General features: G+C 41.5%; 24 protein-coding genes. 4 read left to right on the top strand and 20 right to left on the bottom strand.

Going from position 1 to position 19,859, the window contains the following annotated elements; translation table 11 throughout:
• Positions 1–32: 32 nt before the first annotated feature.
• The 5 genes from LF822_RS12575 to galU all read right to left on the bottom strand — a co-directional run bounded on the left by LF822_RS12575 (position 33) and on the right by galU (position 4,443).
• Positions 33–185 carry a hypothetical protein gene (locus tag LF822_RS12575; RefSeq protein ID WP_253924419.1) on the bottom strand — a complete coding sequence of 51 codons (153 nt, stop codon included), beginning with the start codon at positions 183–185 and terminating at the stop codon, positions 33–35.
• On the bottom strand, positions 175–2,613 hold the full coding sequence (locus LF822_RS12570) for a heavy metal translocating P-type ATPase (RefSeq protein WP_253924418.1): 2,439 nt from the start codon (positions 2,611–2,613) through the stop codon (positions 175–177). The genes LF822_RS12575 and LF822_RS12570 overlap by 11 nt, the downstream gene beginning before the upstream one ends.
• A 17-nt stretch (positions 2,614–2,630) precedes the next feature.
• On the bottom strand, positions 2,631–2,951 hold the full coding sequence (locus tag LF822_RS12565; protein WP_253924417.1) for a (2Fe-2S) ferredoxin domain-containing protein: 321 nt from the start codon (positions 2,949–2,951) through the stop codon (positions 2,631–2,633).
• Positions 2,952–3,104: 153 nt separating this feature from the next.
• Complete coding sequence (locus LF822_RS12560) at positions 3,105–3,389, bottom strand: metal-sensitive transcriptional regulator (RefSeq protein WP_253924416.1); 285 nt, start codon at positions 3,387–3,389, stop codon at positions 3,105–3,107.
• Between the two features lie 166 nt (positions 3,390–3,555).
• Positions 3,556–4,443 carry a UTP--glucose-1-phosphate uridylyltransferase GalU gene (gene galU / locus LF822_RS12555; RefSeq protein WP_253924415.1) on the bottom strand — a complete coding sequence of 296 codons (888 nt, stop codon included), beginning with the start codon at positions 4,441–4,443 and terminating at the stop codon, positions 3,556–3,558.
• Positions 4,444–4,691: 248 nt separating this feature from the next.
• Here galU and LF822_RS12550 point away from each other — a divergent pair, with 248 nt between their 5' ends.
• Positions 4,692–6,257, top strand: coding sequence for a glycosyltransferase family 2 protein (locus tag LF822_RS12550; RefSeq protein ID WP_253924414.1), 1,566 nt, complete (start codon positions 4,692–4,694; stop codon positions 6,255–6,257).
• 171 nt (positions 6,258–6,428) lie between these two features.
• Here LF822_RS12550 and LF822_RS12545 read toward each other — a convergent pair whose 3' ends face one another.
• The 9 genes from LF822_RS12545 to LF822_RS12505 all read right to left on the bottom strand — a co-directional run bounded on the left by LF822_RS12545 (position 6,429) and on the right by LF822_RS12505 (position 14,367).
• On the bottom strand, positions 6,429–7,085 hold the full coding sequence (locus LF822_RS12545; protein WP_253924413.1) for a permease prefix domain 1-containing protein: 657 nt from the start codon (positions 7,083–7,085) through the stop codon (positions 6,429–6,431).
• Positions 7,082–7,426, bottom strand: a complete 345-nt coding sequence (locus LF822_RS12540) for a PadR family transcriptional regulator (RefSeq protein WP_253924412.1) — start codon at positions 7,424–7,426, stop codon at positions 7,082–7,084. The genes LF822_RS12545 and LF822_RS12540 overlap by 4 nt, the downstream gene beginning before the upstream one ends.
• Positions 7,427–7,570: 144 nt before the next feature.
• Entirely contained in the window at positions 7,571–9,034 is a 1,464-nt protein-coding gene (locus LF822_RS12535) for a flavin monoamine oxidase family protein (protein ID WP_253924411.1), read from the bottom strand.
• 292 nt (positions 9,035–9,326) lie between these two features.
• Positions 9,327–9,764, bottom strand: a complete 438-nt coding sequence (locus LF822_RS12530) for a cell wall hydrolase (protein WP_253924410.1) — start codon at positions 9,762–9,764, stop codon at positions 9,327–9,329.
• A gap of 558 nt (positions 9,765–10,322) precedes the next feature.
• Entirely contained in the window at positions 10,323–12,098 is a 1,776-nt protein-coding gene (locus LF822_RS12525) for a M3 family oligoendopeptidase (RefSeq protein ID WP_253924409.1), read from the bottom strand.
• Between the two features lie 59 nt (positions 12,099–12,157).
• A complete protein-coding gene (locus tag LF822_RS12520; protein WP_371925922.1) occupies positions 12,158–12,706 on the bottom strand; it encodes a DUF1572 family protein in 549 nt (182 codons plus the stop codon).
• 70 nt (positions 12,707–12,776) lie between these two features.
• Positions 12,777–13,634 (bottom strand): DUF817 domain-containing protein, encoded by an 858-nt coding sequence (locus LF822_RS12515; protein WP_253924408.1) that lies wholly within the window; start codon positions 13,632–13,634, stop codon positions 12,777–12,779.
• A gap of 21 nt (positions 13,635–13,655) precedes the next feature.
• The gene (locus LF822_RS12510) at positions 13,656–13,874 is read right to left on the bottom strand and encodes a helix-turn-helix domain-containing protein (RefSeq protein ID WP_253924407.1); all 219 of its coding nucleotides are present in this window, start codon (positions 13,872–13,874) and stop codon (positions 13,656–13,658) included.
• Between the two features lie 10 nt (positions 13,875–13,884).
• Complete coding sequence (locus tag LF822_RS12505; RefSeq protein ID WP_253924406.1) at positions 13,885–14,367, bottom strand: DUF2975 domain-containing protein; 483 nt, start codon at positions 14,365–14,367, stop codon at positions 13,885–13,887.
• Between the two features lie 509 nt (positions 14,368–14,876).
• Between LF822_RS12505 and LF822_RS12500 the strand changes: the two genes are divergently transcribed.
• The 3 genes from LF822_RS12500 (at position 14,877) to LF822_RS12490 (ending at position 17,032) form a co-directional block, all read left to right on the top strand.
• Entirely contained in the window at positions 14,877–15,251 is a 375-nt protein-coding gene (locus LF822_RS12500) for a DUF3221 domain-containing protein (RefSeq protein WP_253924405.1), read from the top strand.
• A gap of 456 nt (positions 15,252–15,707) precedes the next feature.
• Positions 15,708–16,529, top strand: a complete 822-nt coding sequence (locus LF822_RS12495) for a helix-turn-helix transcriptional regulator (protein WP_253924404.1) — start codon at positions 15,708–15,710, stop codon at positions 16,527–16,529.
• Positions 16,530–16,609: 80 nt separating this feature from the next.
• On the top strand, positions 16,610–17,032 hold the full coding sequence (locus tag LF822_RS12490) for a VOC family protein (protein ID WP_253924403.1): 423 nt from the start codon (positions 16,610–16,612) through the stop codon (positions 17,030–17,032).
• Between the two features lie 209 nt (positions 17,033–17,241).
• Here LF822_RS12490 and LF822_RS12485 read toward each other — a convergent pair whose 3' ends face one another.
• From LF822_RS12485 to LF822_RS12465, 6 genes are all read right to left on the bottom strand, one after another.
• The gene (locus LF822_RS12485; RefSeq protein WP_253924402.1) at positions 17,242–17,592 is read right to left on the bottom strand and encodes a DUF2200 domain-containing protein; all 351 of its coding nucleotides are present in this window, start codon (positions 17,590–17,592) and stop codon (positions 17,242–17,244) included.
• A 132-nt stretch (positions 17,593–17,724) separates the two neighbouring features.
• Complete coding sequence (locus LF822_RS12480) at positions 17,725–18,255, bottom strand: hypothetical protein (RefSeq protein WP_253924401.1); 531 nt, start codon at positions 18,253–18,255, stop codon at positions 17,725–17,727.
• A gap of 192 nt (positions 18,256–18,447) precedes the next feature.
• Complete coding sequence (locus tag LF822_RS23115; RefSeq protein WP_371925921.1) at positions 18,448–18,579, bottom strand: GNAT family N-acetyltransferase; 132 nt, start codon at positions 18,577–18,579, stop codon at positions 18,448–18,450.
• 18 nt (positions 18,580–18,597) lie between these two features.
• Complete coding sequence (locus LF822_RS12475; protein ID WP_253924400.1) at positions 18,598–18,930, bottom strand: DUF1048 domain-containing protein; 333 nt, start codon at positions 18,928–18,930, stop codon at positions 18,598–18,600.
• Positions 18,927–19,280 carry a DUF1048 domain-containing protein gene (locus LF822_RS12470; protein ID WP_253924399.1) on the bottom strand — a complete coding sequence of 118 codons (354 nt, stop codon included), beginning with the start codon at positions 19,278–19,280 and terminating at the stop codon, positions 18,927–18,929. The genes LF822_RS12475 and LF822_RS12470 overlap by 4 nt, the downstream gene beginning before the upstream one ends.
• Positions 19,281–19,291: 11 nt before the next feature.
• Positions 19,292–19,612, bottom strand: coding sequence for a PadR family transcriptional regulator (locus tag LF822_RS12465; RefSeq protein WP_253924398.1), 321 nt, complete (start codon positions 19,610–19,612; stop codon positions 19,292–19,294).
• Positions 19,613–19,859 lie beyond the last annotated feature (247 nt).

The raw sequence follows: 19,859 nt of genomic DNA, 5'->3' as shown, positions 1-19,859 counted from the left end.
CGTGTTCAGGCCTCCTTTGTGTGTGTAGGTTTTTAGACTGCGCGCTTGGCTGCTGTGCTTTCCTCATGTTCGTTATGCTCCTCGCGGTCGGATTGAAGCGGGTTTTCTCCGGTAATCGCGGTATAGCCGGCCATAATGATAAAGAGATACACTATTCCACTTATCACCCATATTTTAATGGACATGTTCTTCACCTCTTCTTGGCAGCTTCACCCGCTGTAACCGCAGTGCATTAAGCACAACTGACACGGAGCTGAATGTCATGGCCGCTCCTGCCACCCACGGTGCCAGTAAGCCAATGGCTGCCACTGGAATTGATGCGGAGTTGTAAAAGAAGGCAAAGAACAGGTTCTGTTTAATATTCCGCATCGTTTTACTGCTGAGCTGGATACTGTCAGCGACACTGTGAAGGTCCCCCCGCATGAGGGTGACGTCGGCTGCTTCGATCGCAACGTCAGTACCTGTGCCAATGGCCATACCGATGTCGGCGACGGCTAAAGCAGGCGCATCATTGATGCCGTCGCCTACCATGGCCACTTTTCTGCCTGTCTGCTGCAGCTTCTTAATTTCGTCTACTTTCTGTTCAGGGACCACTTCAGCAATCACCCTGTCAATGCCGACTTGTTTACCGATCGCCGCAGCTGTACGTTCGTTGTCCCCTGTCAGCATAATGACTTCGAGTCCTAAATCGTGCAGCCTGTCAACCGCGTCTTTAGAAGTAGCTTTAACTGTATCGGCCACAGCGATTATCCCGGCTAACCTCCGATCTACAGCAATCAGCATCGCTGTTTTTCCTTCTGTTTCCAAGGCAGCCATCGTGTCCTCCACAGCCTCGAGGTCAATCTCCAGTTCAACCATCAGCTTACGTGTCCCTGCATGCACTGATCTGCCGGCAGTAACTGAGCGGATTCCGAAACCGGGCAGGGCTTCAAACTCCTCGGATTCAAAGACTTCGATGCCTTTCTCCTTTACCCCTTTAACGATGGCCTCTGCCAGGGGATGCTCTGAATTCTTCTCGGCCGAAGCGGCAAGGGAGAGCACTTCCTGTTCTGTAAAACCTTTCTGCACGACAACATCCGTTAATTCAGGCTCTCCTTTTGTGACCGTCCCCGTTTTATCTAACACGACCGTATCAATGGACCGAGTATTTTCCAGGTGCTCGCCGCCCTTAAACAGCACTCCCATTTCTGCGGCTCGACCGGATCCAGCCATAATCGAAGTAGGCGTAGCGAGACCTAATGCACAAGGGCAGGCTATCACGAGGATTGTAATCATTGGAACGAGAGCGGCCCTTACATCTCCCGGAGACACAAGGAAATACCAGACGAGAAACGCTCCAACGGCCAGCAATACTACGACAGGCACGAAGATACCAGATACTTTGTCAGCCACACGCTGAATATCCGCTTTACTCCCCTGCGCTTCCTCGACGACTTTTACAATTTGGGAAAGAGCCGTATCCTTTCCAACCTTTGTAGCTTCTATAGTCAGCATTCCGTTTTTATTAATCGTGGCTCCAATTGCAGGATCCCCTGCTTTCTTATCTACGGGAATGCTTTCCCCCGTAATCAACGCCTCATCTACTGCCGATTCGCCTTTTATAATTTTTCCATCCACCGGAATCTTTTCACCCGGACGGACGATCACGGTATCCCCTGAGATTACCTCTTCAACCGCAACTTCTTTTTCTTCCCCGTTCCGAATGATTCTTGCTGTCTTCGCCTGCATGCCGAGCAGCTTCTGAATCGCCTGGCTCGTCCGCCCTTTTGCACGTACTTCAAATAATTTCCCCAGGATTACAAGAGTAATGATAAGCGCCGCCGCTTCAAAATAAAGCTCAGGCATACCCTCCCGGCCGGAAGCCTGCCATTCATACCCTAAAAAGACACTATAAAGAAAGGCGACAGTGGTCCCAAGAGCAACTAAGACATCCATATTAGCACTTTTACTGCGAAGTGCTTTATAAGCCCCACGGTAGAACTGAGCACCGACAACAAACTGAACAGGCAACGCTAACGCCAGCTGGACCCACGGATTCATCAGCATATCAGGCACGTATAGAAAAGAAGTAAATTCAAAATGAGTCACCATCGTCCATAGCAAGGGCAATGATAAGATAGCGGCGAATAAGAACTTTCCGGTTTGATACTGAACCTCTTTTTCCCTGCTGCCAGCCGTGTCCTCCTGAGAACGTTCTGGAATCAGGGTATAGCCTAATTTATCCACGGCTTCTTCCATTTCATCCGTGGTGACCTGACCCTGATCGTAATCAACGGTGACTTTCTCCATTGCAAAATTCACTGCAGCCTTCGATACACCATCCATTTGATTCAATCGTTTTTCGATTCTTGCAGCACAGGCAGCACAAGTCATTCCCGAGATATCAAAGGTTTGCTTATCGTGGACGACCTCATACCCGAGCTTCTGGATTCTTTCCGCAAACTCATTCACGTTGGTTTGGTCAGGATCATAGACGACTTTCGTTTTCTCAACGGCAAAATTGACGCTGGCCTCTTGCACTCCCTCAATTTTCGATAATCCTTTTTCAATTCTATTGGCGCAGGCAGCGCAGGTCATACCTGCCACTTGAAGTGAAGCTTCCTTCCTGGACATCCTATCTCGCTCCTTTCTTAATCCTGTACTGACGCAAAACCCTCATGAGTTTTACGATATAACAGGTTCTGTTGGAATACTTGTTTCCGTGCTTCCGCAAGCACTAATTCTCTTGCTGCATGAGTCGTTAAAGCCTGGTACCAATCCCCTCCAGGGTATGCGATAGGTCCATAACGACACTGCCCATTGCAAAAGGTTTTGGTAGTGTGAACCGTTCGGTTCAGGTGTTCTTCCACTATCGTCTGCCGTATAACGTTCGCTACCTCCTCAGCCCCGTTCCTCATACAAGACTTCCCATTACACAGCAGTAAATGTGTAGATACCGCTTCCATATTCATTATTAACCTCCCCCTAGAGGTCGATTCCTTATTTTTAATTAAGCTGAATGTTTTATAGTTCACATTTAAAATACCATACCCCTGTATAGTATTAAAGATATAAAATTTTTAAAAATCACCCGAATGCTGCTTTGAAATGGGCGCTAAATACCTTTACTTCACCATTCTCTTCATAACATCCATTAATTCATTAATGGCTTCTTCCCCATTATTGTTCTTTATCGCATTCGATACGCAATGATGCGTGTGATCCTCCATTAACGCTAAAGAAACCTTATTCATGGCCGACTGTACCGCTGCAATTTGATTTAAAATATCAACACAGTATTTATCGTTCTCCACCATACTATGCACACCGCGGACTTGACCTTCAATTCGTTTTAGCCGGTTTAATAATTGTTGTTTGTTCGGCTGGACGGTGGACTTGCCTGAATCCATAGAGTGGCCGCCTCCTTTACTATACTTATACTCCCTATACGTATATCATACCATGGACTTAATTCTTTTAAAACTAAATAGCCAGTCGGGTTCATGTTTTTAAAAAGCGGTCTCAAATAAGACCGCTTAAAAACAACAGGGCTGGAACTTTCCAAAGGATGATTACTTATACTCTATTAGCAGCATTTAATTTCACATGAAGCTCATTGATATAGTGTTCTAATGGCTCTCGTAAATCTTCTCTCGAAAGTGCAAGCTCCAGTGTGGTTTGAATAAAACCGAACTTCTCTCCCACATCGTAGCGGCGACCTTCAAATTCGTACGCATATACGGGGTTAAGCCTGTTTAACTGTTCAATGGCATCCGTCAGTTGAATTTCTCCTCCTGCTCCTATATTATGTTCGCTTAAATAGTCGAAGATTTCAGGCTCCAGAATGTATCTTCCTACAATTCCCATATTTGAAGGAGCTTCGTTCTGTGGAGGCTTCTCCACAAATCGGTCGACTTTATACCTTCTGCCTGTCTGCTCAGCAGGGTCGATGATACCGTAACGGTGGGTTTGGTCATTTGGTACAAACTGAACGCCAATTACTGAAGATTGGACTACGCTATATTCATCTATCAGCTGCTTTAAGCAAGGTTTATCACTTTTGACAATATCATCACCGAGTAAGACAGCTAAGGGTTCATGGCCAATGAACTTTCTCGCACACCAAATCGCATGACCTAATCCTTTAGGTTCTTTCTGTCTTATATAGTGAATATCTACCTTGGACGATTTTCTAACTTCTTCGAGCATATCGAATTTTTCTTTTTTAACTAAACTGTCTTCCAGTTCAAAAGCACTGTCAAAGTGATCCTCTATCGCTCTCTTCCCTTTTCCCGTCACAATAATAATATCTTCAATCCCTGACTCGACAGCCTCTTCTACTATATATTCAATTGTGGGGCGATCAACAATGGGCAGCATTTCTTTAGGCATAGCTTTAGTAGCCGGAAGAAATCTCGTTCCAAGACCAGCTGCTGGAATGATTGCTTTTTTTATAGACTTCATAATTTCCTCCAAAATTTTACATAATAACCTGATTATACTTAATTTCCTGCAGATAAACAACGCATTTTTTGCCTTCTCCGTCATTTTTTCTGTGAATAAAGTACTAGACAATATTGAAAAAATAGGAAATTTTAATTTTGGTTTAAATTGGAATTTATGGTATTATACTACTCATATGTAAGCGAGATCGTCGTTTGGTTATCTAGTATCTTTACATTATTTATCTATTAAAAGAGGAGAAATAAACCATGATGGATATTAAGAAAATACTGCCTTTTACTAAAAGTAACGATGACCAATATTTTGAGAAAGTAAACTATAAAGTGCATAACTACAAAGCGTTGAGCACGAAAACAGACGTTACTGTTGTAATCCCTGTTTACAATGCGGAAGAATACTTAGCTAAAACCATCGATTCTGTCATTGTACAAAATATAGGTTTCTCAAAAATCACGATGATCTTAATAGACGATGGTTCAAACGATAAGTCCAGAACGATTTTAAAGCGGTATGCTGAACTCTATTCTAATATTGTTGTAGTTTTCCTGGACGAAAACACCGGCACTCCATCTTTTCCAAGAAATCTGGGTGCCCACTTAGCAAATTCCAAATACTTAACTTTCCTGGATGCTGATGACTGGCTGGCGCATGACGGAATCAAACATCTTTATCAGGTATTAGAAAGTACAAAATGTGATTATGCGGTAGGTAAGACCATTCAAGTGAATGCGAAGTCTGAGAAAATCATCGGCAAATATGAATCATGTAAAAACAGAACCAATGTATCGCCGTTTTCGATCCCGCACATCTTCTATCATCTAGGTCCTCGAGCAAGAATGATGCGATTATCATTTATTAAAAAAAACAAGATACGTTTTCCAGAAATGAAATATGCGGAAGATAAACAATTTTTCATCGATGTGCTCACTTCCGTTGGAAAAATATCAACTACTACTGCATCAATTTATTACTTGAACCGCATACCTGGGAACGATTCCTTAACAAAGCAGACGGATATTATAGAGAAGATGGATACCAATATTGCGGTTTTAAAATATGTATTAGACAAAAAATTAAAAATTGAAGAAGAAAAGATGATTGTGAATCGTCTCGTTGAATTTGACAGCATCACAAGGCTATTTAATCGAAAACATTTCGTCACCAGCAGCCAGAAACAGCTTTATTATGAGGCATTCGAACAAGTGGTAAACGTATTCAACAGCTATGAACGACCATATTCATTAGAAGAAATCATTAAAAAACCATTAAATAAGGCTTTCTTTAAATTTTTAACCAATAAGCAGCATACAAATGTTCAATCACTCGCTGAATGGTCTACAGAAGGCGGGGAAGAATCACGCACCTTGAATAATGGGCTCCCTTATACATTGGCGCATTTAAAAAACGGCGAGAGCGTTTTAATGGAAATACCTGTAGAAGCCAGGGTGATCAGGGAGGAAGCTAAGGAAGATCTGATAAAATTCGAAATCGAATTAACCGGTCACCACATTCCTAAAATTCAATCAATTGAATTTAAGAGCAGGTCATCCGCCATCAAGACATTTACCGCAGCCAAGCCTCTCACACAGAAAAAGAACCGCCTCGATGTGAAAATAAAAGCCGGCCATCTAAAGAATCTACAAAGAGGTGGTTACGTGATATATCTTATATATGACGATTACGAAAGTGTGATGATAAGCAAAGAGTCAGATGCTGCCTATGAATTAAAGTCCAGTAAAAAAATGTATAATTTCTACCAAACGATTAACGGCAATTTATCGATTAAAGTAAAAAAGGTCCAGGCCACACAATGAACTAAGTTTAACTCCGCCGCCCAAATAAGTTATGATAAAAAAGAGAAGTGCTGCAACACTTCTCTTCACTCTTACGGAGTGGTCTGTATACTCCACCTTATGTCTTTGCTGATGTAAGGTGGTTGTTTTATGTTTGAAGTTGAAAACCGTCAGCAAGAACGCCCCCTCCTTTTATTTTCTTCTGCTGGTACGCACGGTAAATAGAAGTGATAACCATAATCCCAATCCAATTATAAAGAACACCATAAATGAGCTGATGGCGATAAACATTTCTCCCGTTGCAAAGCCTGAGGTGAAGGCGGTAAAGAGACTAAATAATACCGTTCCGACAGCCAGAGTATATAGTAAGGCTCTTACTTTCGTCATCGCGTAATATTTTGACGTTTCCCGTGTCAATAGGCTGTACGTAATCAGGGCACCGCCAGCCACAATAAAAATTGCTGGTCCGGTTACCGCTTCACTTGGAAGATCCATAAAAGACAGCATCAGTGTTGTCAGTGCGCCAAATACGATAACTAGAATGCCGACGATTAATCCCGCCGCAGACACTCTCGATGCCATGGACGTATACACTTCTTTTCTAGCTTGATCTTCCCCAAGACGGCGCATGTCTTCCTTTAATCCACTCAGGTCTCCCATCGAACTTACCGCCTCTTTGAAGGCTTCATCCTCAGTCTGACCTTTCTTTTCGTAATCCTTTGTTCTCTCTTTCAGGTTAATGGATAATTCTTCTTTCAATTCATAGAGCTGCTGGCTCTCACCTATGCCTGTGAATTCTTTGTTGAGATAGGTATTAATTTTTTTATCCAGGTTACTGTGAGATTTCATTCGCCTCCCCCTCCTTCAATTAATTTGTTTAAGATTTCTTTAGCGAACTCCCAGTCTTTCTTGTTCTGCTTGAACCTTTCCTCCCCTTCTGCGGTTATCCGGTAATATTTACGACGTCCACCCTGCGTTTCATCTCCCCAGTAGGAAGCAATGTACCCCTCTTTTTCCAGACGCCGGAATGCTGTGTAAAGCGTCGCTTCTTTCAATTCATATTGTCCTTCACTTAACTCGAGAATGGTTTTGTACATTTGATAGCCATAGCTGTCATGCTGCTGAAGAATGTTCAGCACGATCGTATCTGTATGACCGCGGATCAAGTCATTAGAAATTTTATTTGACAATAGAAATTCACCTCCTTGATTATAATATATAGCACATTACTATTTGTGTCAAAGTAATTTGTCAGAGATGTTATTTTAAAAGAAAAAGAAGACCGTTTATTGGTCTCCCTTTTGATCAAGCTATAAGTCAAAACACTTGGTGCCCTACCGAGCATTGACCTCACAGGCTGCACGTATTCCCGACTCGATGGCTCCTTCAATCCAGCCATGAAAGGAAGAAGTATGTTCACCAGCAAAATGAAGCCGGCCTTCGGGTCTTCGGATGATTTCTGAATAATCATCTTCCTGACCCGGACTGAAGAGAGTAAAGCATCCTGCTGAATATGGGTTTAAGGACCAATTATAAGCTACAGTCTGCATATATTCCTTATAGACAATATCTCCATAAACTTTGGCGAGATCTTTTAACACTTCACGAGTCATCACTTCAGAAGGCACACTGGACCAAATAATAGCATCATCCCCCCAGCTGTAGCTCGCCAGCATTACAGCGGGTCCCTTTGAACCGACGCCATGACTAGGAATATAAGAGAAGCGGGTCGTACGGTCGGACACAGCATTTCCTGCATTTCTGTCTTCCCAGAAGCGGCTTTTAAATTCGATTCCAATTTTAATCGCCGGGACATTGGTTAGTTCCCGAATAGCTTTCCATTTCTCGAAGGATAGGGAGTGATAGGGTACTACATCAATGAACTGAAAGACAGGGAACGGTACAGTTACAATAGCGTAGTCCCCCTCGTATTCATCCATTTCTCCTGTCTGCGGATTGCGAGTTTGAACCCGTACTTGATCCCCCGTCTGATCTATCCGTTCCACTTTCTGATTGAGATGAATATTTGGACGAAGTTCCTTTAGAAAAGAGTACGGCAGATAATCATTGCCTCCCTCAATTTCAAAGAACTCCACGGTTTTACTGAAAATTGGATAGATGATGTCTGTTAAAATATCCACGAAAGAAAAGTTGGGGAACCCTTCAATTCCGAGCATCACTCCGATACTTCTTATAGCCGTTAAAGACAGAGGCTTTCCAAGCGGGTTAAACTGAAGAAAATCTCCCATGGAATAATTCGCATATTCCTCTTCTAATCTCTCCTGTTCTTCCGGAGAACTCTCTTCATATAGATCCAAAAATGGCTGGGTAGCCTCAAGAAGCAGTTCAAGGGCCGTTTTCCCTTTTTCATCTTCATTTACTGGAAAATTGAGAATATCAGGGTTTTCTTCATATTCTTTTCTAGTCGTCAATACGTTATTTGCAAGAATCAAATCATCAGGTGACGAATTCATAAAAGAGTTAACAGGCAGCCGAAATTTTTTAATGTATTCCAACACCAGCTCATGGTTGTCCGGTATCCGCATCGCTCCCACGTCTAAATAATTCCCTGCCGAAAAGGGCTGTCTCACGGTATGGACTCTTCCGCCTATACGATTATTCCCTTCTAAAATGGTAACCTGATGACCGGCTTGTTTCAGGAGGGAAGCAGCAACAAGCCCTGCCATCCCTCCCCCAGCTACGATTACCTGCTTAGGCGACGACGTTTCATCCAATCCGTTTCTAATTATCGAAAGAAAATCATCGGGATAGTCTAACTCACATATTTCTTCTCTCATAAGAAACACCTGCTTTCTCACCAGCATTAAGGTACTACTAGATATGTATGAGCACCGGAAAGAAACTATAAACAAAAATTACCAATGATAAAAATTACCATTGGCAGAACAAAGGTGAAAGGCGCCCTGGTAGACACATTACTCATTAGGCAGGTGGCTATCCCTTCCTCAGGTCAGTTTGCTTATGACGCGAGTGTGCGGGCAGTGAAGCTGGATGTCACTAACCATAAAGAAAGGGACTCTCCAACACGGAGGTCCCCATTTGGATTTCATAAAATAAAAACACTAACCCCTATCTATACACACTGTCACACGTTCCCGCTTCCGGTTCATAGTAACAATGGTTCTTAAATTGACCGGCAAAAGTCTGCCCGAACCAGGTAGGAGGACATTCCCCCCCTGGATTGAAATACCAAAGAGAATATTTCGCCGGGTGCTGCCTCCAAGATTCCAAATTCTTTCTTGCTAACCTTTTCTCAGCAGATCTCGCTCTGTTATAAAAAACGTTCCCCTTTTGAACCGCCTCAAAAGAATAGTTCCCACCCTGCACTTGAAAAATAACATCCCGGATATTCCTTACATCCTTAAAGTCTAAACAGTCCGCATTCGCGCGGTTCACAATGACATTTCCGACATATAACATGCCCTGTTTTCCTTCACCTTCGGCTTCCGCTCTCATCATCCGGGCCATTAAGGCGACGTCTGAATCTGTGTATTTTACTCTCGGCATTTTCTCACCTCAAAAATAGTGTATGAAAAAAGCCCACTTAGATTTCATGATTTATCAATAAAAATTAATTTGAGAATGAATATATGAATAAAAAGCTCAAATGTCAGAAAAACCACTTGTAATGTTAGAAAACAGGCTTCAAATGTTAGAATTCATTTGGGGAGGACACCATTTGTCAGCTTGGTTAGAACCCTGCCTAAAAGGCTTTTTAATGTGAATATTATTAGGCAGACCAGGATCAAGAAACTGAAATATTTAATGAAAGTATTCGTAAATCTCCCAGTCACCCAATCAGCTCCGTAATATATACAGATAAACGCTATACTAACGGTAACAAGATAAGAGATCCCTGCAACTATTATTTGAAATGTTGTTAATTTGTTTAGTACTTTACCGTTTTGTACCAATATGTAAACTATAATGACCAAACTTATAGCAAAGAGTATGACATCCAATTCACAATCCCCCGCGATGCAGCAAGTTTAATTATTTCTCATGTACGCTCTCTGAAAATATAGGCGCAACTCCGCACATGGAATTACGCCCCAATCACAGAAATTAAATGCAGTCTTCCGTTTCTTTAATATAGGTATCGACCGCTTCTTCAAGGGGGCGTACAGCATCTTCCCAGAAAGAATTGCTGTTCAGCCCTTGATTTAGAAACTGAGTACTCAGTTGTTCCATCGTTTGATTTCCGGAATTTACTAATAAGTCATCATACCGTTCAGGAAAGGCTTCTTTATCGGCTAAGTAGGACGAGTAGATGCCGTTGCTAAACATATATCCTATGGTATAAGGAAGGTTGTAAAAAGCTTTCTCCGCTGAGTAGAAATGTGGTATGGTCATCCAGTGGTATCCATTCACTTCTTCTAAAGAGTCTTGCAGCCAGTCTTTTTCCGTTCTTTTCATCAAATCCACTAACTCAGCTGCTGATAGTCTCTGGCTGTTCAACTTCTTATAAAACTGCAGCTCAAACTCGAACTTGGCCGGGATATAAGCAATATACTTTAAGCCATTAAGGATCTTCATTTCCAGTAGTGACAAACGATCTTCCCTAGTTTCTGCTAAATCGATGGCTGCGTCCAACACAAGGTTTTCAGCAAAGGTGGAGGCCGTCTCAGCCAGTCCGGTTCCCGCATGGTGGGAGAAGCCTGATTGTGTATGAAGGTGAGCATTGTGATAAGCATGACCCAGCTCATGAGCGATGGTGACAACATCCTGGTAGTTGCCGGTAAATGAAAGGAGAATACGGCTTTCTTTCGACTCCGGAAAAGAAGCACAAAACGCTCCGTGCCTTTTATCATCGGAAGGTGCGGCATCGATCCAGCCTTCATTGAAGGCTCTTTCAGCAAATCTGCCCATTTTATTACTTACTTTATAAAATTGTCCGGTCACTATCTCTGCTGCTTTATCATAGGTGAGGGTAGTCTTAGAGGTGAATGTCGGTGCATATATGTCGTACCAGCTCAATTTATCTACGTGAAGCAGCTGAGCTTTCCTTTTGAAATAACCGCGCAGCATGGGATTAGCCTTGCGAAGGGTTTGCATCATACTGTTAACAGAAGCTTCACTGATCCGGTTTTGTTCCAGCATTTCTTTTAACGGGTTGGACCAGCCTCTTAACTGGTACAGCTCATTTCGAAAACCAGCAAAATGGTTAAAAATCGAAGCGAAGCGCTCTTCATTTTCACTACAAACCTTCTTCACAGCCGTGCTGATTTCCTGCCTGATCCTGCGGTCATCGGAAAGCATCGCCTGTATATAAGCCAAATTGAAAGGAACCTCTTCATTATCGACTGGCACAGTAAGTTGAGCAAATTCCTGCTCATAATGGTCTTCCCATCCGTCAAAGCCATGAACAGACAGGGAGTGGATGACTTTTTCCAGATCAGAATCCAGATGATCTTTGACCTTCCTTTTCTGTTCTGTTAAAAATAATTCAACGCCCGCTGTTTCAGGTTGTTGAATCAATGCCCCCCACTTTTCCTCTGGAATATTTTCAAGATACTGACCGAACACGAGCAGCAGTGTATTCATCTTTGCCTTCGCCTTATTGCTTAGATCATTAAGAGCCTGTCCTTGCGAATCGTGGACGTTTATGGATGATTGGCAGATAATATATTCATCCCATTCAAACACTTTCGTAAACAGGGCTTGCACACGGTTAATCTTTTCGACCATTTTAAGGATGGAGTCATTCCCTGTTCGAGTTTCCAATTCTCTTATTGTTTCATCAATATGTAAAATAGCTTCTGAGATTTGTTCCTCTATCGTTCTTTCTCCTGTGCCTGGATTTACCCTTTCTAAATCCCATTCCAATGTAAGTAACGTCAATATTTTTCCCTCCTCTTATATAACAATCTTTTTTATTATACAATTGAATGGAAATTTTTTCATTTATTTTCCTGCCCTGACTCTCTTTTGCGCTTCAGCGTATCCTGCAAATATTCATCCGATTTCCCCTTAGGAATACTCAGGCTTTCCCATTCCTCTTCCTTGAGCAGCTTCCCCACATAAACCATTTGACCGACGTGATAAGAATAATGAGCCAGCTGCCTCTCGACTGCTTCTATAACCGTATGAGCTTCTCCCCGAATATAAATCTCTTGTAACAAGTTCTCTTCATCCAGGTGATCAATTGCATGAAACAACGTCTTCCATCCATTATCCCACGTTGAAATCATCTCTTGCTTGGATGCACGATCATCGATAAATTCCTGATCTCTCTTTCTATTATTTTTTTCACCGTCAGTTGTTAGAAAATCAGTCCATCGTGAAATCATATTCCCGCTTACATGCTTCATGATTACCGCAGTGCTGTTGGAAGATTGATTAGGAGACCAATAGATCTCCTCTTCGGACAGTTGTTGTATCGTTTTATCACCAAGACCCTTAACTTCTTTAAACCTCTCCCTGATCACGTATAAGTACTCCGCGCCAATCGTAATGAGCTCTCACCCTTCATGTAAGTTTTTTAATGCCGCTAAAACACCCTTTAGAAGCATTTACTGTTTAACTTCGCTGCCCCTTCGTTATTTCCTTTTTATTTACAGTTATTTTGTGAGTAAAACTGGTGCCGCTTCCCTTCACCCGCTTTAACGTCGCAACAATAAGAAAGCTGACAATCACCAACAAGAGCCAGGAGCTTACCTTTCCTAAATGAACGAGACTCCACGCCTCGGTTTGGTTCGGATACTGCCAGGCTCCAAAAAAAGTGGCGACATTCTCGGCGACCCAAATAAAAAATCCAATCAGTACAAAAGACAGCGCAAGAGGCATGCGGTAACGACTTCCATTCACTTCATAGATCACCCAGGAGGGCCAGAATACGATAAGAACAAGCAGCGATAACCACCAGCGGACATCCACCAAGTAATGATGGGTAAAAAAATTCAAATAGATCGCTGCAGCAAGAGGAACAACGATCCAAAAGGGCGGCCAATGGATGAGCTCCACCTTCATCCGCCTCCACGCCTGGCAAAGATAGCTCGCTACACTGGCGTACATGAAACCACTGTACAGAGGCACTCCCATAACCTTAGAGTACCCTTCCTCCGGATAAGACCAGGAGCCCATGTGAACTTTATAAAGTTCAAGCGCAAGCCCGATCAAGTGAAACAATGTAATCACCTTTAATTCATCCCGCGTCTCAAGCCCAGACCGCAGCATCCACCACTGCATGAAAAGGAAAATGAGGAGCAGCCAGTCATAACGCGGGAGCAATGGCAGCGGTACGATTTGAGTAAGAGCCAATGAAGCAAAAATGACAACAGGAAATACACAGGACAGTGCTTGCACCCAGCCGAAGTGGAGGAACTGTACGAACACTCTCGCAATCCGCGTCTCCAAAGAATTAATGTAGATCCTCATATGAGTACCTCCTAGAAACTACTATTCAGGTTCTTCATCCGGTTTGTATTCCAGAATATCTCCCGGCTGGCATTCCAACGCCTGACAAATAGCCTCTAACGTGGAAAAACGGACCGCTTTCGCCTTTCCATTTTTTAATATCGAAAGGTTGGCCATCGTGATCCCCACCCTCTCTGAAAGCTCAGTTACACTCATTTTCCTTTTAGCCAGCATCACGTCAATATTGATTATAATCGCCATGTGATTCACCTCAGACCGTTAAATCATTTTCTGATTTTATTTCTATGGCATTTTTCAGCAGAATTTGAAGAACCGCAGCAAAGACCCCGATAACCGTCGAAGCAAAAATAATGACCAATCCGATTACGATAATCCCTGGCGCGTCGTCGTCCTGCGCGATGAGATATAAGAACGGCAGCCCGGCTGTATACAACCCGCTGATCGTAAAGGCACAGTATTTTATCACCTGCAGAGACCTTACCGATAACGCCGAGAATGCTTCATTCCTGTCAATATAACGGAGTAATTTTAACGCTTGATACAGCGCAGTAAAAAAAGGAATAGACGCCAAATACATAATTATCACCATAAAATAATAAACGAAAACAAGCTCAGGTTCGCTGCCACCCCCAAAGGAGAATACCTTAGGCAGCAAAAAAATACACAAAGCAAGCACCAGAGCCCCAATTAGGAAAACGGCCGCCTTTAAAAAAAGGGTCGAACCTTGTTTCATATGTAAAGCACCTCACTTTAATTTTGTCTTTTTGATTATAGAACAATTTTTATCGAATAACAATAAATATTTATTAATTAACTATATATTATTATTGATAAGGAAGCATTCTTAATACACCGCTATGCAGTAGAAATTCTGTCTCGGGGCTGCTTTACTTAGCAAACTGATAAACTGAAATGAGAAGGTCTTGCAGTTGATTTTTAGCATTGAGAATTATGAGAAGGGACGAAAAATTATTAGTAGTGAAGGAAAAGCTGAAGTAGAGTACACATAAATAGGACCCCGTCGAAAGGACGGGGTCTGAAATAGGCATAGGTCATCTAGTTAACAGGGTGGTAGTTTAATAATTAGATGATACTTGTTCATTATAGTATACTTATATAATTTTTTGAAGGCGAAATTTTTCAAACATTTAAATTAATTCGTTCTTAAATAAGAACTACTTCACATTTTCATCCACCGCTTTCTGTTAAGATAAGGGTATACATTAAGTGGAGGTGCTTAGGATGTCAAGGAACATTCTATCTAAATTTGCATGGATTGCTTTATTATTTTTGATAGTAACGGCTTGTGGAACCTCCGAAAATAATAAGAACCTGGAGGAATTCACTGGTGTTGCAGCTGAAAAGCGGGTACAAAATGATTCTTATCAAATTTTAGTTATACCTGAGGTAGACAGAGAATCAATTGAAGAAATGAATGAAGAAGAACTGCTTGAATTGGCTAGAGAAGAAGACGGGGTATATTACACCGTCGAAGAAGACCGTTTCAATAAAGTGGAAAAAGGTACAGAGGTCAAAGTTACATATGATGCTGAAGCCGGGGAAGAGGATTCCAGCCCCCCTCAACGTGAGGCCGAAAGTATAGCGTTCGATGAATAATTGTCATTCTAATAGTATTTAAAGCTGGAGGCGTATCAACAGGAATCAATGGTCAGAACATAAACTTGAGCATGAGGAATCGGCATTGCCTTAAAATGATTATCCAAAGCCGCCTCAAACTTCTTCAATTCCCATCTTCTTTTTTGTTACTAGATAAAATCTACTAAGTACATCAATACCGGGTATACCCCCATCACAATGACCAGTGAAACAAATATATTCACATTATCGCTAAAAAATGGAGAAGCAATTATCACTGATAAAACATATAGAAAACCAACTATATCCTTTCTTTTTTATTGCGTTTAAAAAGTCTTTTTCCGTTGCCGTCCATAGTAAAAAACCTCCGTAGTTTTTTAATCTGATAGCTCTTTTTCCTTTCATAAGGCATTTTTCCGCTTAAATGGTTAATAGTATAATGAACCTATAATAGAAGAGTCTCATGGAGGTGGCGTAATGAATCTTTTCCTCCCTATCCAATCCCCTTCCTTATTAAATTCTAAAGATACCGGATATTTATATAAGGAGCACAGGCCAAATAATACACTCAGTCCGTATGCAGCTTGTTATTGGAGCCTGGACTATTATGCTTCAAATCAGCAACAAACTCATAGAGTATTACCAGATGGATGTGTAGATATTATATTTGACTTAACCGCTCCCTCTCTATCAAAAGGGGCATTCGTCACTGGACTTATGACTCGTTTTGAAGCTTTGACCTTTTCGAGTAATCAGCATTTTTTGGGGATTCGACTATTTTCCAATCATGCAAGATGTTTCATTAAATATCCAGTCCTGGAATTCCAACAGGAGCGTGTAAACCTTGAGGATATTTGGGGAGAAGATGCACTACGGTTCACCGAGGAAATTCAGGAAGCCCAGGGAACCAAAGAAAGAATTGAAAAAGTTGAAATAAAGCTCACGCAGCTATTAAAAGATATGGATAACCCATCAGGTTCTGAATTACTCCAGACCTCGATGCAGTACATTTACTCAGGTAACGGAATGAACTCCATTCAATCTTTAGCAAATCAGCTCAGCTACAGCGAAAGAAATATTAGAAGAACCTTCCAAAGAGAATTAGGAATCTCTCCTAAGGAATTCTCACGAGTCATCCGCTTCCAGAGTCTATTGAAAGAGCTTCATCTTACTCATCATCCCAACCTGACTAATATTGCATTAAAGTACGGCTATTACGATCAAGCTCACTTTATCAATGAATTTAAACAATTCTATGGATTGGTTCCCGGTATTGTTTTTCCATCCAGAAAAAAATGATGTCCGTTTTTTACAAGTTGCCTATCTTTTAAAAAGGTATAGTGAATTGGAAAGAGTAATTAGACAAGGAGGAAATGACAATGAGACCACGAGTTACTGTACTCACTCTGGGCGTAGAAGATTTGGAGAAGTCCCTTGAATTTTATAAAAACGGTCTTGGACTCCCGACTGAAGGGATTATCGGGCAGGAATTTGACAATGGGGCCGTAGCTTTTTTTCAACTGCAGCATGGGTTAAAACTAGCAATCTGGGAACGAAAAAGTTTAGCAGCAGAAGCCAATGTAGCCATATCCCGTCCGAGCTCCTCTGAATTTACCATTGGCCACAATGTAAGCAGTAAAAATGAAGTGGACGAGATTATGCAGGAAGCAGAAGCTGCCGGGGCGGAAATCACCGATCCAGCTAAAGATACATTTTGGGGAGGATATTCCGGCCATTTTCTGGATGTAGACGGTCATTTGTGGGAAGTCGTATGGAATCCAGCATGGGAATTAGAGGATTAAGCTAAGACGTTTAATAGGATAGAAGTGGACGATTAAAACCAGATCATTGTTATGATTCTGGTTTTATTTTTTACACTCTTTGTTGGTAATGTCCTGACTGAGAAATCATTGTTCTATTTTTTCTATAGGAACCTCTAATGGTCTTAAGTTTACTCACAATGCAGCAAAAAACACTGATTCTCTCTTATAAAGAAGCAGTGTTTCTATTATTACTTCCGCAAAATCTTCTCCATTGCTTTTCCCTTGGCCAGCTCATCAATCAGCTTGTCCAAATAGCGGATTTCCTGCATCGTTGGTTCTTCGATGTCTTCCACCCGTATACCGCAGATCACTCCTTTGATCAAAGACCGTGAAGGATTCATCTGGGGAGCTTCCGCAAAGAAGTCCTCAAAGTTTGTCTTTTTTTCCAGTTGCTCTTCTAACCCTTCCTGGCTGTACCCCGTCAGCCACCGGATGATTTCATCCACCTCTGTTTTCGAACGGCCTTTTTTCTCCGCCTTCGTAACATAATGGGGATAGACACTGGAGACACTCATTGTGTAGATCTTATGTTTGGTCATGTTACATCCTCCCAATATTATTGATTACTTGTTCTCCTATTATATCATTCAAAAGGTACTTTGCTTTCTCATGATTTCAATGATCACCGATGTACTTCTATAATCATTGATCCAGTTTTCAGAATAAACAGTTTAACCAGAAGAGCCTTCGTGTACTGTCTCAGCAGCTTCTATAACATTAGTTGATAACCCATTATTAGCTTTATCCAATGTATGCCCCTTACTTAATGCTAGAAATGCATCTTCAGAAAGGATTGGTTGAAACTCATTTTTTACCGTACGGTTCAAACCGTCTCGTTCCACTGCTACCATAAAAGTGTATTCCTCTCCGTTTGATAAGGTAAATTCAGTGCCGCCTGAGTTCGTGTTATGAAGAGACATGGCTGCGGTTAATTTCTCTACTGAATACTGATTATCTTCCTTTGTTTTACCATATAGACTATATTGCTCATTCCCGGTACGTACGACGAAGAATTCATCACCCTCTGTAGTCGTTACTCGTTCAATATCAGCTCCGGGTTTTTCGTTCTGAATAAAATGTGTGAATGCTGCTTTTTCCGTTGGGAAAGTTTCTTTCTCTTTGGATTGAGTTTGTTCATTAGTGCATCCTGCTAAGATTGTTAATAAAGGTAGTATGAAAAGTGAAAGAATTTTATAACGCATGTCATCCTCCCTTTTATAGATTGTAAGATTTGTTGCCTTATTTTTATGTAAAGCAGGCACTCATTCATTCAGCAATTGTCCCCGCTTCTTAAAACTAACAAATTCGTAATATATACATCATCTCATCATTTTGATTCAATACTCAATACCATTTGGTCAGTTTCTTTAAATCCGAATGATTTATATAATTCTTTAGCATCGCCGCTGGGCCAGCGGCCTCACCGTTTGAATCTCTTTTCTTGAAAACCACTCTAAAGCTTTATTGGTTAAATCTCGGGCACAGCCTTTCCTCCTGAATTTATAGGAAACATAAACATCACCAATAAAGCCATATTCTACGTTCTATTCTTTCTTATCCTTACTAACTTTTTGATTTACCGATTCCTGATAGAGATCAAGGTAAGTTTTTGAATCTTCAATGAGAGCATCGCAGAAAGCAGCAACGTCTGTTCCTGTCACTTCAAGTACATCTTTTCCAGCAGCAGCGCCTTCTTCTAAGAAGCTGAGAATTTCCGATAATAGTCCGATACCTTCGCCCAGTTCAACAGGACCGACTTTGAACAGATATTTTTGCATCTCTTTATAGACGATCTGGTAATCTTGTGGAAGTGCTTTGACACGCGCAACATGGGCTCTCCATTCTTTTTTTCCTTCGATTATTTTTTTGATACTCATTTCAGTCCTCCTAATTTTCTTGCTACGTTATTGTTGAGTTGGTCACGCCATTTATCTCTATATGTTTTTGCACCTTCGTCACCAACGAGAGCTGAACAGAAGCCTTTGATATCATCTCCCAGTACTTCTTCGATGCTCTGCCCGTCTGCTGCTGTAACTTCAAGCAGTTCAAGAGAACTCTCAATAAACGGCATCAGGTTACGCCCTGTGAAATCTCCGTGAATCCAGAGGTTATTAATAATTTCTTTCCAAGCCGCCTGATATTCAGCTGGCAGGAGTTTTGCTCGTTCTTCAAAAGCTTTCATTTCCTTAGTCATATCGCTGCCGGTTATTCTTTCAAAAAAGTTCATAGTAGTCTCCTTTAATTTTCTTTTAATTTGTTCAGTTTACTTGAGACAACTTCCCATTTCTGCCAAAAGATTTTAAGATGCTCTTCACCTGCGGCGTTGAGTGTGTAAAATTTCCTGGGCGGCCCGATAGTGGATGGCTTTTTCTCGATATTCACCAGATTGTTTTTCTCAAGCCTCATGGTAATCGTATAAACTGTGCCTTCAACCACATCATTAAAGCCAAGTTCCCGCAGCTTCTGCGTGATTTCATAACCATAAGTTTCGCCACGGCTGATGATCTCAAGCACACACCCCTCAAGCACCCCTTTCATCATTTCTCTGAAATTTCCCATGTTTACCTCCGATTGAATTTTGTTTTATTTTTCCTCTTTATCTATGGTGTTTCGTGTTACTGGTATTAAGTAATACTCATTACCAGTATATAGTGTTACTTATTACTAGTATATAGTAATACACAGTAGTGTGTCCAGTAAAAGTTAATTTTTCAAATACGTTCATATCGGTACTAGCTTAAATTCTAATCTTCAGCATTAGTTAAAGAGAACGATTTATTACACGAAAAAAACCCTCCAAGTTGGA

This window comes from Halobacillus sp. A5 (genome assembly GCF_024189315.1).
GTDB lineage: Bacteria > Bacillota > Bacilli > Bacillales > Halobacillaceae > Halobacillus_A.
This window is presented reverse-complemented; position numbering and strand designations above follow the sequence as displayed.

Bases quoted from the DNA above. Each gene is read 5' to 3' on its own strand.
- LF822_RS12575 (WP_253924419.1), bottom strand. From the start codon at position 185: ATGTCCATTAAAATATGGGTGATAAGTGGAATAGTGTATCTCTTTATC.
- LF822_RS12570 (WP_253924418.1), bottom strand. From the start codon at position 2,613: ATGTCCAGGAAGGAAGCTTCACTTCAAGTGGCAGGTATGACCTGCGCT.
- LF822_RS12565 (WP_253924417.1), bottom strand. From the start codon at position 2,951: ATGAATATGGAAGCGGTATCTACACATTTACTGCTGTGTAATGGGAAG.
- LF822_RS12560 (WP_253924416.1), bottom strand. From the start codon at position 3,389: ATGGATTCAGGCAAGTCCACCGTCCAGCCGAACAAACAACAATTATTA.
- galU (WP_253924415.1), bottom strand. From the start codon at position 4,443: ATGAAGTCTATAAAAAAAGCAATCATTCCAGCAGCTGGTCTTGGAACG.
- LF822_RS12550 (WP_253924414.1), top strand. From the start codon at position 4,692: ATGATGGATATTAAGAAAATACTGCCTTTTACTAAAAGTAACGATGAC.
- LF822_RS12545 (WP_253924413.1), bottom strand. From the start codon at position 7,085: ATGAAATCTCACAGTAACCTGGATAAAAAAATTAATACCTATCTCAAC.
- LF822_RS12535 (WP_253924411.1), bottom strand. From the start codon at position 9,034: ATGAGAGAAGAAATATGTGAGTTAGACTATCCCGATGATTTTCTTTCG.
- LF822_RS12530 (WP_253924410.1), bottom strand. From the start codon at position 9,764: ATGCCGAGAGTAAAATACACAGATTCAGACGTCGCCTTAATGGCCCGG.
- LF822_RS12515 (WP_253924408.1), bottom strand. From the start codon at position 13,634: ATGAGGATCTACATTAATTCTTTGGAGACGCGGATTGCGAGAGTGTTC.
- LF822_RS12510 (WP_253924407.1), bottom strand. From the start codon at position 13,874: ATGGCGATTATAATCAATATTGACGTGATGCTGGCTAAAAGGAAAATG.
- LF822_RS12505 (WP_253924406.1), bottom strand. From the start codon at position 14,367: ATGAAACAAGGTTCGACCCTTTTTTTAAAGGCGGCCGTTTTCCTAATT.
- LF822_RS12500 (WP_253924405.1), top strand. From the start codon at position 14,877: ATGTCAAGGAACATTCTATCTAAATTTGCATGGATTGCTTTATTATTT.
- LF822_RS12495 (WP_253924404.1), top strand. From the start codon at position 15,708: ATGAATCTTTTCCTCCCTATCCAATCCCCTTCCTTATTAAATTCTAAA.
- LF822_RS12490 (WP_253924403.1), top strand. From the start codon at position 16,610: ATGAGACCACGAGTTACTGTACTCACTCTGGGCGTAGAAGATTTGGAG.
- LF822_RS12485 (WP_253924402.1), bottom strand. From the start codon at position 17,592: ATGACCAAACATAAGATCTACACAATGAGTGTCTCCAGTGTCTATCCC.
- LF822_RS12480 (WP_253924401.1), bottom strand. From the start codon at position 18,255: ATGCGTTATAAAATTCTTTCACTTTTCATACTACCTTTATTAACAATC.
- LF822_RS12475 (WP_253924400.1), bottom strand. From the start codon at position 18,930: ATGAGTATCAAAAAAATAATCGAAGGAAAAAAAGAATGGAGAGCCCAT.
- LF822_RS12470 (WP_253924399.1), bottom strand. From the start codon at position 19,280: ATGAACTTTTTTGAAAGAATAACCGGCAGCGATATGACTAAGGAAATG.
- LF822_RS12465 (WP_253924398.1), bottom strand. From the start codon at position 19,612: ATGGGAAATTTCAGAGAAATGATGAAAGGGGTGCTTGAGGGGTGTGTG.